Consider the following 13,918-nt stretch of genomic DNA (forward strand, 5'->3'; position numbering starts at 1 on the left):
GCATCGCCCCTACATCAGCAATGACTGATGAATCAGGAGCCGCCATGCACATCGCCTGCGCCCACTGCGGCGCGACCAACCGAGTCCCCGACGAACGCCTGCGCGAGTCGCCCACCTGCGGCAAATGCGGCCGCGAGCTGCTGCCGGCCACGCCGCTCGACGCGAGCGACGCCACCCTCCCCAAGCTGATCGCGCAGACCGAGCTGCCGGTGCTGGTCGATTTCTGGGCGCCGTGGTGTGGGCCGTGCCGGCAGATGGCGCCGATGTACGCCCAGGCCGCCGCGCAGTGGCAGGGCCGGGTGCTGTTCGCCAAGGTCGACAGCGACGACAACCCGCAGGCCTCGTCACGCCACGCGATCCGCTCGATCCCGACGCTGCTGCTGTTTCAAGGTGGGCGCGAGATCGGCCGCCAGAGCGGCGCGATGCCCGCCGCCCAGCTCAGCGCCTGGCTGCAGCAGACGCTGCGTTGAGCGCGTCGCGCGTGGCCAGCGCCACGCGGCGGGCGGCTTGCGCGAAGTCGTCGCCCGCGCTGGCGTAGAGCACCGCGCGCGAGCTGTTGACGATGATCGGGCCGGTGCTCGCGCCGCTGGCGTCGCACACCAGGCCGGCCTGCACGGTGGCCTGCGCGTCACCGCCCTGCGCGCCCACGCCGGGGATCAGCAGCGGCAGCGTCGGCGCCAGTTCACGCACGCGGGCGATCTCGGCCGGGTAGGTCGCGCCCACCACCAGCGCGAGCTGGCCGTTGCGGTTCCATTCGGTCTGCGCCCGATGCGCCAGGTGCTCGAACAGCCGCGGCTGGCCCGGCACGTCGGCCAGACGTTGCATCTGCCAGTCGTTGCCACCCGGATTCGAGGTGCGGCACAGCAGGATCACGCCCTTGTCGGCGTAACGCAGATAGGGCTCGATCGAGTCGAAGCCCATGAACGGCGACAGCGTCACCGCATCGGCCTGGTAGCGCTCGAAGGCCTCGCGGGCGTACTGCTCGGCGGTCGAGCCGATGTCGCCGCGCTTGGCGTCGAGGATCACCGGCACATCCGGCGCCGTGCGCTTGATGTAGGCCATCAGGCGCTCAAGCTGGTCTTCGGCGCGATGCGCCGCGAAGTAGGCGATCTGCGGCTTGAACGCGATCACCAGGTCCTTGGTGGCATCGACGATGGCGGCGCAGAAGTCAAAGATCTTGCCGGCGTCGCCTTTCCAGGCGCCGGGGAACTTGCCCGGCTCCGGGTCGAGGCCGACACACAGCAGCGAGTCGTGCAGCCGCTCGGCGCGGGCGAGTTGGTCGATGAAGTTCATGCTTGTTGTACGGTGGATTGATTCACGACGGCACGACAGGAAACCATCGGCGCATCGCATCTCGCAATTTCAGGAAGGCGCTGTCTGTGCATCGGGATGTCTTGATGCGAGTTGCCAGATCTCGGTAAATCGCTGAGGACCTTGGAATCTTGTTGATCCGCAACACTTCTTCGACGGCTTCTTTGGGACGGTGAGGTTTCGCTTCTCCCGATCGCCAATAGCCCTTGCGTTCAAGTTGACCACGCAGTTCAGCGTAGCTGCCTTCAAAGCCGAGTTGTTCGCAGACGTGTGGCGAGTCTTGCCAGATCCAATTCTCGAGCTCAGGTGCGATGACCACTGCGCAGCAGGATTCCTGCTGCCAGCCAGCCTGGATCAGATGGCCGGTCAATCGCCGTTCAATCTCATCAACTCCAGGTGTTCCATCCCACTCTTCATCGATCACGACCGTTGCATGCCGATGAGACTGTGCATAGGGCTGAAGGAATTCATTGGCACGGGTATAGAGACCGGGATCATTCTGGCCGTGTGCAACATGGAGATCTCTTCGAGGGTCGAAATTGAATGGACCACAGCCGAGAGAAGCATGAACGCCCGGACGTGACAGGAACCCCTTCAGTACGCCCTCCATGTTCTTGTCCGCCACGAGGAACAGGCAATCCCTCACCCCAGTACCCCCGTGGCGAACAGATCGCCCAGATTGAGCGCGGACCGCCATTTCTGGAGACCAGGATGTTCATCGCCACGAACGATGTCGACGGCCCCTTCATCGGTCTTGCCAAAACACAGGATCTGTTGCGGACGCAACTGACTCAACACCACGGGTGAGTGAGTGGCACAAAGGATCTGTGATCCATACACCGACTCCAGAGACTGCATCACCGTTTCCATCGCCTTGGGATGGATGCCATTTTCTGGTTCTTCAATCAGCGTGATGGCTGGAGAGGTGGGTGCATAAGCCAGCAATGTCAGGGCCAGAAGCCTCAGCGTGCCATCCGACAAGACCCAAGAAGGAGCTTCCAGGCCGCTGCGGTAATGCAGTTCAATGTACCGGGAACGATCTTCCTGTTTTTCTTGCGTCTTGATGTCGACGAGATCTTCGAGCGATGTGGCGATATGTGCGATCCACCGACGTTTGAGGGCCGGGCTTTTCTCCAACTCGTGAACAACCCAGGGCAAATTCGATCCGTCAGGCAGAAAGTCGGAGGACGAACCCGCCGGAGAAGGCATGCGCATTTTCTCTGCGTTCAGAGCCAAACGATGCACACCTTCCATCAAGACGCGCTTGACCCAAGTAGCGGCTGGGAATTTCAGCTCATCTTCAGGCAGATTGGCCAACGCACTCTTGGCTGGACCGAGACGGAACAGGTTGTTCCAGTCTGAGGTTTCCGATCGGAAATAGTCATTGCCGCTCTCGACCACCTTGCTCACCACTTTGCGCCAACCATTCGGAGATCGATGTTTGGATGGTGTGATGACGTGAGCAGGCCCGACTTTAGGCTCCGGGAAGTCAAGTCGTTGTTGCGATTCTTGCGGCAAGGACTGCGGATTGCGCAGGTCAGGACACAACCACAGCGTCTCGTGATCGAACCCCAGTCGTCCGTCTGTGTGAACGGCAAGTTCATAGCGCGCAAACCGATATTTGCCACCGAGTTTGCTGATCAGCTCGTCCGGCAACGCCAAGGTCACTGCGATCTCTATGCCGCCCCCTTGTCGGAGCCAAGTGAGATCTTGAGGCGACACCGCTCGCGGGGCGATGTTCAAGCGGGCATTGCCAAAGACTGCGGCGTCCAGACTGCTGCTCAGAACATCGCGCACAAACAGCAGCGCATCAAACAGCGTGCTTTTCCCACAAGCATTCGGCCCCACCATGACCATGAATGGATCGAGTCCCAGGGACACGTAACGCAGAGCGCGCAGGCCCTTGACCTCGATCCATCGAATCATGCTGGTGCGCCCGCAGAAAAGAGGTCAGCCCACGCGCCGCGCCAGCTCGGCCGCCAGCCCCGTGTAGCTGCCCGGCGTCATCGCCAGCAGGCGGTCCTTCTCGGACTGCGGCAGGTCGAGGTCGGCGATGAAGCCCTGCATCAGCGCGCGGGTCATCGGCTGGCCGCGGGTGAACTTCTTGAGCTGCTCGTAGGGCTCGGGCAGGCCGAAGCGGCGCATCACGGTCTGGATCGGCTCGGCCAGCACTTCCCAGGCGTCGTCGAGGTCGGCGGCGAGCGCGGCTTCGTTGAGCTGCAGCTTGTCGAGGCCGCGCAGCAGGCTGTCGTAGCCGAGCTGGGCGTAGCCGACGGCCACGCCCATGTTGCGCAGCACGGTGCTGTCGGTCAGGTCACGCTGCCAGCGGCTGATCGGCAGCTTCTGGCTCAGGTGCGTGAGCAGCGCGCTCGACAGCCCGAAGTTGCCCTCGGCGTTCTCGAAGTCGATCGGGTTGACCTTGTGCGGCATGGTCGACGAGCCGACTTCGCCTTCTTTCGTGCGCTGCTTGAAGTAGCCCAGGCTGATGTAGCCCCAGACGTCGCGCGAAAAGTCGATCAGGATCGTGTTGACGCGGGTCAGCGCGTCGAACAGCTCGGCCATGTAGTCGTGCGGCTCGATCTGGATCGTGTACGGGTTGAACGTCAGGCCCAGCGCGCCTTCGACCACGTTGCGGCTGAAGCCTTCCCAGTCGTGCGACGGGTAGGCCGACAGGTGGGCGTTGTAGTTGCCGACCGCGCCGTTCATCTTGGCCAGCAGCTTGACGGCGGCCACGCGTTCGCGGGCGTGCACCAGGCGCGCCACCACGTTGGCGAGTTCCTTGCCGACGGTGGTCGGGCTGGCGGTCTGGCCGTGGGTGCGGCTCAACATCGGCACGGCGGCGAAATCGCGCGCCAGGGTGCCGAGCTTGGCGGTGATGCGGTCGATCGTGGGCAGCAGCACCTCTTCGCGCGCGGCTTTGAGCATCAGCGCGTGGCTGGTGTTGTTGATGTCCTCGCTGGTGCAGGCGAAGTGCACGAACTCGCCGGCCGCCTTCAGCTCGGCCTGCTCGGCAAAACGCGACTTCAGCCAGTACTCGACCGCCTTGACGTCGTGGTTGGTGGTGCGCTCGATGTCCTTGATGGCCTGCGCATCGGCTTCGCTGAAGCGCAGCACCAGCGAGCGCAGCAGGCCGCGGCCGGCTTCGGACAGCGGCTTGAACTCGTCGAAACCGGCGTCCGACAAGGCGATGAACCACTCCACCTCGACCTGCACGCGGCGGTGCATCAGGCCGTACTCGCTCAGCAGCGGGCGCAGCGCCGCGAGCTTGGCGGCGTAGCGGCCGTCGAGGGGAGAAAGGGCGGTGAGGGTGGTGGGCAACGACATGCGCGGGATTGTAGGGAACCCGCATTCGCCCACCGCGCCGCGCGCCGATCCGGTGCACCGGATCGGCTGCCGTTCAGCGATTCAACGCCGGCTGGCGATGCGCCCCGCCGTCACGGCCGAACGCGTCGACGGCGAATAGGCCAGCCAGCGCTCGCCGGCCACCACCGCCCGGCAGCCGGCGCTGCGGTGGCACAGGCTGGCCTGCGCGAGCTGCTCGACGAAATCCATCTCGGTCGGCGGGCTCCACAGGTCGATGCTGTACGAGCGCTTCGGGTCGAGCGGGAAGGCCGTGCCGTTGACCACGGCCTGCGCCGGCGTGGCTGCATCAACGACCTCGACGGCATCGAGCGGATCGGTCTCGGCCACGCAGACCAGCCGCACGGCGTCCTCTGACAGCACGCACAACCACAAGGTCTGCGCGCTCGCTGCGCAGGGGGCGAACAGGAACAGGCTCATCAACAAGGCGGCGATTCGGACCATGGCGTTGTCTCCAGACGCCTGGGCTATCGGCGGCGAGAGCCGCGCCCTGATGGCGCAGGACCCCGTGACGGACACGAATCGCGGCCCGGCGTGACGCCCGCACGGTCGGGCCCGCGCGCGTCACGACCCGCAGCCGTCAGCAGCCGGAGATCAGTACCGCGTGCGCACCGCCAGCAAGGCGGCGTGGGCCTGCGCGTGTTCGTGGCTCAGCGCCTCGACCAGCCGCTCCAGGCCGTCGAGTTCGCCGCGCCGCGCCAGCCGCTCGATCTCGACGCACAGCGCCGACAGCCGGCGCGCGCCGATGTTGTCGGTGACCGAGAGGAAGCGGTGCGCCAGGCTCGCCAGCCGGCGCGCGTCGGTGCCCTGCAGCGCCTGCGCCAGCGCGTCGACATGGCCGGGCGCGTCGGCCACGAACAGGTCGATCAGCTCGCGCACCAGGCTCGGCTGGCCGTCGTCCTGCAGCGTGCGCAGGTGTTCGAGGCGCAGCGCGTCGAGCACGGTGTCGTCGGCCGGCGTTCGGCTCGCGGCCGCACCGCCCGGCGCCACAGTCCCGCCGGCCGGCGAGCCCGCCCGGCGCAGCGCGGCGGCCAGTTCGTCGGGCTCGATCGGCTTGGCGACGTAGCCGTCCATGCCGGCGGCCAGATAGGCCTCGCGGTCGCCCGGCATCGCGTTGGCGGTCATCGCGATGATGCGCGGCAGGCCTTGCGGGCCGCGCCGCTGGCGGATCCAGCGCGCCGCCTGCAGGCCGTCCATCTCGGGCATCTGGATGTCCATCAGCACCACCGAATAGGCCTGGCGCTCGACCGCCTCGATCACCTCCAGCCCGTTGGCGGCCACGTCGGCCTGATAACCCAGGCGCTGCAGCAGGCGCAGCGCGACACGCTGGTTGACGGCGTTGTCCTCGGCCACCAGCACCCGCAGCGGCAGGCTGGCGGCGAGCGGCTGCGGACCGGGCGCAGGCCCGGCCGGCGCGGCGCGCTGGCGGCCCTGCACCACCGCCACCAGCGTGGCAAACAGCGCGCTGGCCTTGATCGGCTTGGACAGGAAGGCCGCCAGCCCGGCGCGCTGCTCGTCGGCCAGCGCGTGGCGCTGGCCGAGCGAGGTCAGCATCACGATCGGCAGCTCCTCGGCGCTGCGCCGGCGCCGGATCTCGACCGCCAGCTCCAGGCCGTCGATGCCGGGCAGGCTCATGTCGAGCACCGCGGCGTCGTAACGCTCGCCGTGGCGGATGCGGTCGAGCGCCTCCAGCGCCGACGGCAGGGTCGACGGCAGCATGCCCCACAGCATCGCCATGCGCGTCAGGATGCGGCGGTTGGTGAGGTTGTCGTCGACGATCAGCAGCCGCTTGCCGACCAGCGCCGGCACGTTGCGCTGCAGGAAATCCGCCGGCTCGGGAGCCTCCGCCGCACGCGCCAGCACCGACACCCGGAACACCGAGCCCTGCCCCGGCTCGCTCTGCACCGACACCGTCCCGCCCATCAGCTCGGCCAGCCGCTTGCTGATCGCCAGGCCCAGGCCGGTGCCGCCGTATTTGCGGGTGGTCGAGGCATCGACCTGCGTGAACGACTGGAACAGCCGCGGCAGGTGTTCGGCGGCGATGCCGATGCCCGAGTCCTGCACCGCGAAGTGGATGCGGTGCAGCGGCCCGTCGCCGGCGTCGACCGGCTCGCTGTCGATGATCACGAGCACCTCGCCCTGGTGCGTGAACTTGACCGCGTTGGACAGCAGGTTGGCCAGGATCTGGCGGATCCGGGTGACGTCGCCGACCAGGTTCTCGGGTGTGCCGTCCTCGATCAGGTAGGCCAGGTTGAGGCGTTTCTCGAGCGCACGCGGCGCCACCAGGTCGAGCGCATCCTCGACGCAGCGGCGCAGGTCGAAGCGCTGCTGCTCGATCTCGAGCTTGCCGACGTCGGCCTTCGAGAAGTCGAGGATGTCGTTGATCACGCCCAGCAGCGTCTCGCCGCTGGCGCGGATGGTGCGGGCGAAATCGAGCTGCTCGTCGGACATCGGCGTATCCATCAGCAGCGTCGTCATGCCGATCACGGCGTTGAGCGGCGTGCGGATCTCGTGGCTCATGTTGGCCAGGAACAGGCTCTTGGCGCGCTCGGCGGCCTCGGCCTCGGCCTTGGCGCGTTCGAGCGCACGGCGGGCCTGGCGGCTTTCGCTGACGTCGCGCAGGATGGCGGCGAAATAGGTCTGGCCGTCGAGCTCGACGTGCGAGATCGACGCCTCGGCATCGAACAGGACGCCGTCGGCGCGCCGGCCGTGGATGTCGCGCCGCTCGGCCATGCGACGCGCCGGCAGCGCCGACTGCGCAAACGCGCGCAGGTGGCCGGCGTGCGCGGCGCGCGCCGGTTCGGGCAGCAGCATCGCCAGCGGCTGGCCCAGCACCTCGGCCAGCCGGTAGCCGAACACCCGCTCGGCGCCTTCGTTGAACAGCACGATGCGCTGCGCCGCATCCGCCACGATCACCGCGTCGTCGGCGATCGCCAGCAGGCGCGCCAGCAGGGGCGCGTGGTTGCGCGGGTCGAGTTCCTGCAGCAGCGAGCGGTTCATGGCCGGGGCCTCGTGTCTGGGCGCTAGAACGGCTTGAGTCGGGCGACACCGCCGAAGCTGCCGACCCACAACGTGCCGTCGAGCGCCGTGGTCATCGAAAAGATGGTGTTGCTGAACAGGCCGTCGACGGTGGTCAGCACCTCGAAGCGGCCACCGTTCATCTTCGCCAGGCCGTTGTCGGTGCCGACCCACAGCACGCCCAACGGGTCGATGTGCAGCATGAACACGTGGTTGCCGGGCAGGCCTTCGGCGACGGTGTACGAGGTCCATGTGGTGCCGTCGAAGCGCGACAGCCCGCCGCCCCAGGTGCCGGCCCAGACGACACCCTGCGCGTCGACCGCCAGCGACACCATGTAGTTCGGGTTGTAGGCGACCTGGATGTCCTGCAGCCCCATCTCCTGCTTCTGGCGCGCGTGGTGCTCGGAGACCTTGGCCGGGTCGGTCTTGAAGCGCACCTGGTCCTTGACGCGTTCGTAGTCGGCGCCCAGGCCGCGGGCGTGGTTCCAGTTCTGCCAGGTGCCGTCCTTGAATTGCGCCAGGCCGCCTTCGGTGCCGAGCCAGATCTCGCCGTCGCGCCCTTCGGCCAGGCCGTAGACCCAGTCGTTGGGCAGGCCGCCGCGGGTGCTTTCCACCGTGTGCAGCTCCCACTGCGAGCGGTCATCGAGCCGGCCGCCGCGCACCCGGTTCACGCCCGACCAGGTGGCGATCCAGACGTCGCCGTTCTTGGCCTTCAGCACGTCGTAGACGAAGGCGTCGCCCAGGCCTTCGGGGATGTTGTAGGTCTGCCATTTTTCGGTGACGGGGTCGAGCAGCGACAGCCCGCCGCCGTAGGTGCCGACGACGATGCGGCCGTCGAGCTTGCCGACGTGGAACACGCCGTTGGACAGCAGGCCGCTCTTGACGTCGAACAGCTTGTAGTCGTCGCTGCGGGTGTCGTAGCGCACCACGCCGCCGGAGGTGCCGACCCAGACGACATCGCCGTCGACGAACAGGCGCTTGACGTTCTTGTTGCCGACCCGGAAGTGGGTGAACTTCTGCGCCGCGGCGGAGGCCGCCGCAGCGGCAGCAGGAGCCGGCCGGGCCGCCTGCGCCCACGCGCCGAACGCCACGCCCAAGCCGATGAGGGTGGCCGCAAAGAGCCTGAAACGCCGAACCATGCCGTGCCTTGTCGAATGACGTTGAACGCCCGTCATGGCGCGATGCGGGCCACGCCCTTGCGCGTGCCGGCCCAGATGTCGCCGTCGGGTGCGACCGCGATGGCGTAGACGTTGCTGTCGAGCAGGCCGTCGCTGACGCCGAGGGTCTGCCAGCGCTGGCCGTCGTAGCGCGACACGCCGCGGTCGGTGCCGAACCAGAAAACGCCGGCGCGGTCCTGCGCCAGGCTGTAGACGATGTTGCCGGCCAGGCCGTCGGCGCGGGTCAGGTTGTGCCAGGTCTTGCCGTCGAAACGCGCCACGCCGCCGCCCCAGGTGCCGGCCCAGATCGAGCCGTCGCGCGCCGCAAGAATCGCGAACACGTAGTTCGGGTTGTAGGTCGACTGGCCCTCGGCCGCCACCGACAGGTCGTGGCGGGTGCGCGTGCCCAGGCCGGTGTTGGCGCTGAACGGCAGGTTGTCGGTGTTGGGCGCGCCCAGGCCGTCCTTGTGTGTCCACGCCACCCAGCGCTTGCCGTCGTACATCGACACCCCGCCCTCGGTGCCGAACCAGACCCGGTCGCGTGCGTCGACGCTGATGCCGTAGACCCACTCGTTGACCAGCTCTTTCACGTAGGTGGTGAAGCGGCCGGTCTTGGGCGCGACCTTGTTGACGCCGGCCCAGGTGCCGATCCAGAAGTCGCCGTTGCGCTGCTGGGCGAAGGAATAGACCCAGTAGTCGGCCAGGCCGTGCATCGGGAAGAAGGTCTTCCAGGCGCCGTCCTTGTAGCGCGACACACCGCCGGCATTGGTGCCGAACCACTTGTGGCCGTCGCGGTCGAGGCCGACCGCGAACACGTATTCGTTGGCCAGCCCGTCCTTGCGGGTGAAGGTGTTGCGCAGCCGGCCGTCGGCCAGGTCGACCTCGTGCACGCCGGCCGAGGTGCCGACCCAGATCGCGCCGCGCGCCGGCTCGACCGCGAGCGCACGCACGTAGACCGTCGGGCCGACTTCGTAGACGTCCTTGACGCGGGCGGCCGGCTGGCCCCAGGCGAGCGCGCTGGCGGCCAGCGCCGCAGCCGCGAACATGGCGTGCAAGAGCAGACCGCGAAAAAGCAGTTCAGGTTTCATCGAAAGGTGCGCAGGTAGGCGACGACGTCGAGGATGTCTCGGTCGCGCAGCAGGCCCTGGTAGGCCGGCATGGCGCCGCGGCCGTTGCGGATCGCGGCCAGCAGCGTGAGGTCGGGTTTGAGCAGCGTGGTCGGGCGCGAGAAGTCGGGTGCCATCGGCATCACCGGCCGGCCGTCGCCGCCGTGGCAGCCGGCGCAATGCAGGCGGTAGAGCTCGGCGCCCTTGACGGTGTCGGCGGCCTGCGCCGCCGGCCAGGCCATCAACGCCGCGATCAGCAGCCAGGGCGCCGCCGTCGAGCCCCGCCGGCGCGGCGCCTTCTCATCTTTGGCAATCCCCTGCCGCATCGTCCGCTCGTTCGCGCCCTTGGCCACCGTGGCACCTCCGAGGCCCCGTGCCCCGACGCCTGAACCAGCGATTTCCATGCCAAACGCTCAGCCTGCGGCCGGATCGGCGCCGAACTCGTCAAGCTTGCGGTACAGGCTCGACAGCCCGATGCCCAGCCGCTGCGCGGCCAGGCGGCGGTCGCCGCCGGCCTCCTCGATGGCGCGCCGGATCAGCGAGACCTCGAAGCGCCGCACCCGCTCGCGCAGGCTGCACTCGCTGGCCTCGGCGCTCGGCGCGCTGGCCGGGCCGAGCGCCGGTACCCGCGACACCTCGGGCGGCAGGTCGGCGGCGTGGATGCAGCCGCCGTCGGCCAGGATGGCGGCGCGGTGCAGCACGTTCTCGAGCTGGCGCACGTTGCCGGGCCAGCTGAAGGCGATCAGCATGTCCTCGGCCTCAGGGTCGATGGTCAGCGCCTGGCCTGCACTGGCGCCGGAGCCCGACGGCAGCTCGCGCTGCGCCATCAGATGCCGCATCAGGCCGGGGATGTCGGCGCGCCGCTCGCGCAGCGCCGGCATGCCGATCTGGAACACCGACAGGCGGAAGAACAGGTCCTCGCGGAAGCGCCCCTGCGCCACGAACGCCGGCAGGTCGCGGTTGGTGGCGGCGATGATGCGCACGTCGACCTTGCGGCTCTGTTCGGCGCCCAGCGGCCGCACCTCCTTGGCCTCGATCACGTGCAGCAGCTTGGTCTGCATCGACAGCGGCAGCTCGCCGATCTCGTCGAGGAAGATGGTGCCGCGGTCGGCCTGCATGAACAGGCCGCGGCGCGCCCGATCGGCACTGGTGAAGGCGCCCTTGGTGTGGCCGAACAGCTCGCTCTCGATCAGGTTCTCGGGGATGGCGCCGCAGTTGACAGCCACGAACGGCCCGTCGCGGCGCGGTGACAGCTCGTGGATGCGGCGCGCCGTCACGCCCTTGCCGGTGCCGCTCTCGCCGCTGATCAGCACCGTGCTGTCGGTCGGCGCGACCCGGCTGATCAAGCGCTCGGTGGCCTGCATGGCCGGCGAGTTGAACTGGAACGCCGGCTGGCCGCCGCCCAGCACCAGGCTGCGCAGGGCGCGGTTTTCCTCGCGCAGGCCGCGCAGCGCGTCGATCTGCTCCAGCCGGTGCACGATCTCCTCGTTGCGGACCGGCTTGGTGATGTAGTCCCAGGCGCCGGCCTTGATGGCGTCGATCGCCGAGTCGACCGAGCTGAAGGCCGTCACCATGATGAAGGTGGCGTTGTGGCCGCGCGTGCGCGCCTGGCGCAGCAACTCGATGCCGTCGGTGATCGGCATGAAGACATCGCTCAGGACTACGTCGAAGGGCGTCTTGTCGAGCTTGGCCAGGGCTTCGGCGGCACTGCCGGCCATCTCGACCGGGTAACCGGCCTTGCCGATGGCGGCGGACAGGACTTGCCTGACGGCTGGCTCGTCGTCGACGACCAGCACATTCAGATCGGACATCGCGGGCTTCCTCGTTCACGGGCCGCCGGAATCGGCCGCCAATGTCAGAGTAATGCACAGACCAGACGCCTCATCTTGACCGATCGCAAGATGGCCGCGCATGGGTTCGAGGATGGCGCGGCTCGACAACAGCAGGCGCTGGTGCTGCGGGCGGGCCAGGTCGAGCGGCACCGGGAACATGAAGCGCACCTCGACCGCCGCCGCCACGCCGCGCGTGCGCACCCGCACCGGCTCCGGCTGATTCGAGCCCGGCCCGCCCGGCGTGGCCGGGCCGCCGATCAGCGCGTCGCAGCCCATCGCCAGCGTCTGCATCAGCACCTGCTGCACGGCCTCGGCGGGGGCCAGCACGGCGGGCACGTCGCCGGCCAGGTCGGCGTCGAAGCGGATCGCGCGGTAGCGCTTGTCGTAGGCCATCAGCTGCAGCACCCGGCGCACCATCGCGTTGAGGTCGAGCCAGTCGAACTCGGTCGGCTGCGGCGCGGCCAGTTCGGCCAGGTTGCGGGCGGCGCGGGCGGCGCGCTGGGTCTGCGCCAGGATCAGCCGGGCGGCCTCGCCGATGCGCGCCGGCGGGGCGTCGGCATCGAGCGCATCGAGCTCCTGCGCCACCCCGGCGATCACCGCCAGCGGGTTGTTGACCTCGTGCGCCACGCCCGCGGCCAGCGCGCCCAGCGCCATCATCTTGTCCTGGTGCGAGCGCCGCAGGCCTTCGAGCTCGATCTGCTTTTCGCGCGCATCGAGGTCGGCCGACAGGCGGTTGACCGCGTGCATCAGGTGGCCGAGCTCGTCCTGCCGCGCCACCGGCAGGTCGACGCCGCGCGCGCCGTGCACGATCTGGCGCGCATGCAGTTCGAGCCGGCGGATGTCGCGCGCCAGGCGGGCGAAGAACCAGGCGGCGACGCTGCCGAACAGCGCGATGCCGAGCAGCGACAGCAGCAGCGAATCGCGCGTGACGGCGTCGTAGCGCTGCCGATAGGCCAGCGTCAGCGCGTCGCGCTGCTCGGCCAGGCGCAGGCGCCGCAGGTCGAAGTCGCCGGCGGTGCGGGTCAGCACCTCGCGCAGGTCGAGCCAGTGGGCCCGCACCGGCGCGGCCTGCAGCCGGCCGTAGCTGCGGTTGATGGCCCGCTCGAGCCCGGCGTAACGCGGGTCGAACTCGTCGAGCGTGGCGAACAGCCGGGCGCAGTTCTCCATGTAGAGCGCGAAGTCCGACGGCAGCGCCGGCTCGCCGGCCTCGCCTTCGCTGGCGTGCTGCAGGTCGAGCACCGCCGCGCTGACCGCCGCCTCGGTCAGCGCCAGCGCCTTCTCGTGGCGGGCGAGCTGCTGCAGGGTCTCGATGTTGTCGAACAGCCGGGCGCGCTCGACCGCCACGAACGCCAGCGCGCCGAGCAGGTAGCCCAGCAGCGCCAGCGTGGCGATCCAGCCCTTGGCGCGCAGGGACTTGCGCAGCGGCAGCGCGGCGCCGTCGGTGCGCGCATCGACCGCCATGCCGGCGGGCTCGGGCCGCTGGCTCACGCGCCGGCCCTCATCCGACCGGCAAGGGCTTTGGGTACAGCGCTTGCATGACCGCAACGGTTCGTTCGGAGATTGCCCATGTCATTTGCCCCACATCTTGCTGCGCTCGTGATCTCGGCATGCATTTTTCCTTCATGGGCGGGGCCGCTCGAAGACGGTGTCGATGCCGTCAATCGCAAGGACTATCCGACCGCGATCCGGCTGCTCGAGCCGCTGGCGCGCTCGGGCGATGCGCTGGCGCAGCTGCGGATCGGGCTTCTGCACTATCACGGCCATGGGGTGCGGGAGAACGATGCGATGGCCTTGCAGTGGTTCGAACGCGCGGCCCGGCAAGGATTGGCTGAAGCGCAATTTCATCTAGGCAATATGTATGCCTATGGATTGGCCGATCCGGGCCACGATGTCGACCCGAGTCGGCTCGCCGCGCAGTGGTATTTCGAGGCCGCGCGGCAGGGTCACGCGCAGGCGCAGTACAGCCTGGGCATCCTGTTCCTGACCGGCACCGGCGTGGTCCAGAGCCCGGAAGAAGCCGCGCGCTGGATCGAGCGCGCCGCCGCCCAGGGCCATGCCGACGCCGCCGCCTACCTCAAGGGCAAGGCGCCCTGATCCGACCCCATGAACGGGAAGTGACGGCGGGATCGCTTCC

13 protein-coding genes are annotated in these 13,918 nt (G+C 68.6%); 2 read left to right on the forward strand and 11 right to left on the reverse strand.

What is annotated here, in order from left to right:
• Positions 1–44: 44 nt before the first annotated feature.
• Positions 45–470: a thioredoxin TrxC gene (trxC, locus tag LCHO_RS20465; RefSeq protein ID WP_012349102.1), complete on the forward strand. Its 426-nt coding sequence runs from the start codon at positions 45–47 to the stop codon at positions 468–470.
• On the opposite strand, the gene pyrF is transcribed toward trxC, so the two are convergent.
• The 11 genes from pyrF to LCHO_RS22450 all read right to left on the reverse strand — a co-directional run bounded on the left by pyrF (position 439) and on the right by LCHO_RS22450 (position 13,272).
• Entirely contained in the window at positions 439–1,293 is an 855-nt protein-coding gene (gene pyrF / locus LCHO_RS20470) for an orotidine-5'-phosphate decarboxylase (protein ID WP_012349103.1), read from the reverse strand. The two genes, trxC and pyrF, sit on opposite strands and share 32 nt — an antisense overlap.
• A gap of 22 nt (positions 1,294–1,315) precedes the next feature.
• Positions 1,316–2,008, reverse strand: a complete 693-nt coding sequence (mads4, locus tag LCHO_RS23535) for a methylation-associated defense system protein MAD4 (protein WP_420805691.1) — start codon at positions 2,006–2,008, stop codon at positions 1,316–1,318.
• Positions 1,954–3,237 (reverse strand): methylation-associated defense system AAA family ATPase MAD3, encoded by a 1,284-nt coding sequence (gene mads3, locus LCHO_RS23015; protein WP_012349105.1) that lies wholly within the window; start codon positions 3,235–3,237, stop codon positions 1,954–1,956. The genes mads4 and mads3 overlap by 55 nt, the downstream gene beginning before the upstream one ends.
• A 24-nt stretch (positions 3,238–3,261) precedes the next feature.
• Positions 3,262–4,635 carry an adenylosuccinate lyase gene (gene purB, locus LCHO_RS20485; protein WP_012349106.1) on the reverse strand — a complete coding sequence of 458 codons (1,374 nt, stop codon included), beginning with the start codon at positions 4,633–4,635 and terminating at the stop codon, positions 3,262–3,264.
• A gap of 81 nt (positions 4,636–4,716) precedes the next feature.
• A complete protein-coding gene (locus LCHO_RS20490; RefSeq protein ID WP_012349107.1) occupies positions 4,717–5,115 on the reverse strand; it encodes a hypothetical protein in 399 nt (132 codons plus the stop codon).
• A 150-nt stretch (positions 5,116–5,265) separates the two neighbouring features.
• Entirely contained in the window at positions 5,266–7,671 is a 2,406-nt protein-coding gene (locus LCHO_RS20495) for a response regulator (protein WP_012349108.1), read from the reverse strand.
• Positions 7,672–7,694: 23 nt separating this feature from the next.
• Positions 7,695–8,828: a ligand-binding sensor domain-containing protein gene (locus tag LCHO_RS20500; protein WP_012349109.1), complete on the reverse strand. Its 1,134-nt coding sequence runs from the start codon at positions 8,826–8,828 to the stop codon at positions 7,695–7,697.
• A gap of 32 nt (positions 8,829–8,860) precedes the next feature.
• Complete coding sequence (locus LCHO_RS20505; RefSeq protein WP_150105655.1) at positions 8,861–9,892, reverse strand: ligand-binding sensor domain-containing protein; 1,032 nt, start codon at positions 9,890–9,892, stop codon at positions 8,861–8,863.
• Positions 9,893–9,930: 38 nt separating this feature from the next.
• Positions 9,931–10,305 carry a c-type cytochrome gene (locus LCHO_RS20510; RefSeq protein WP_012349111.1) on the reverse strand — a complete coding sequence of 125 codons (375 nt, stop codon included), beginning with the start codon at positions 10,303–10,305 and terminating at the stop codon, positions 9,931–9,933.
• Between the two features lie 60 nt (positions 10,306–10,365).
• Positions 10,366–11,763: a sigma-54-dependent transcriptional regulator gene (locus tag LCHO_RS20515; RefSeq protein WP_012349112.1), complete on the reverse strand. Its 1,398-nt coding sequence runs from the start codon at positions 11,761–11,763 to the stop codon at positions 10,366–10,368.
• A 15-nt stretch (positions 11,764–11,778) separates the two neighbouring features.
• Positions 11,779–13,272, reverse strand: coding sequence for a HAMP domain-containing protein (locus tag LCHO_RS22450; protein ID WP_012349113.1), 1,494 nt, complete (start codon positions 13,270–13,272; stop codon positions 11,779–11,781).
• 78 nt (positions 13,273–13,350) lie between these two features.
• Between LCHO_RS22450 and LCHO_RS23020 the strand changes: the two genes are divergently transcribed.
• Positions 13,351–13,878: a tetratricopeptide repeat protein gene (locus tag LCHO_RS23020; RefSeq protein WP_012349114.1), complete on the forward strand. Its 528-nt coding sequence runs from the start codon at positions 13,351–13,353 to the stop codon at positions 13,876–13,878.
• The last annotated feature ends 40 nt before the right edge of the window (positions 13,879–13,918 follow it).

This window comes from Leptothrix cholodnii SP-6 (assembly GCF_000019785.1).
Taxonomy (GTDB): domain Bacteria; phylum Pseudomonadota; class Gammaproteobacteria; order Burkholderiales; family Burkholderiaceae_C; genus Sphaerotilus; species Sphaerotilus cholodnii.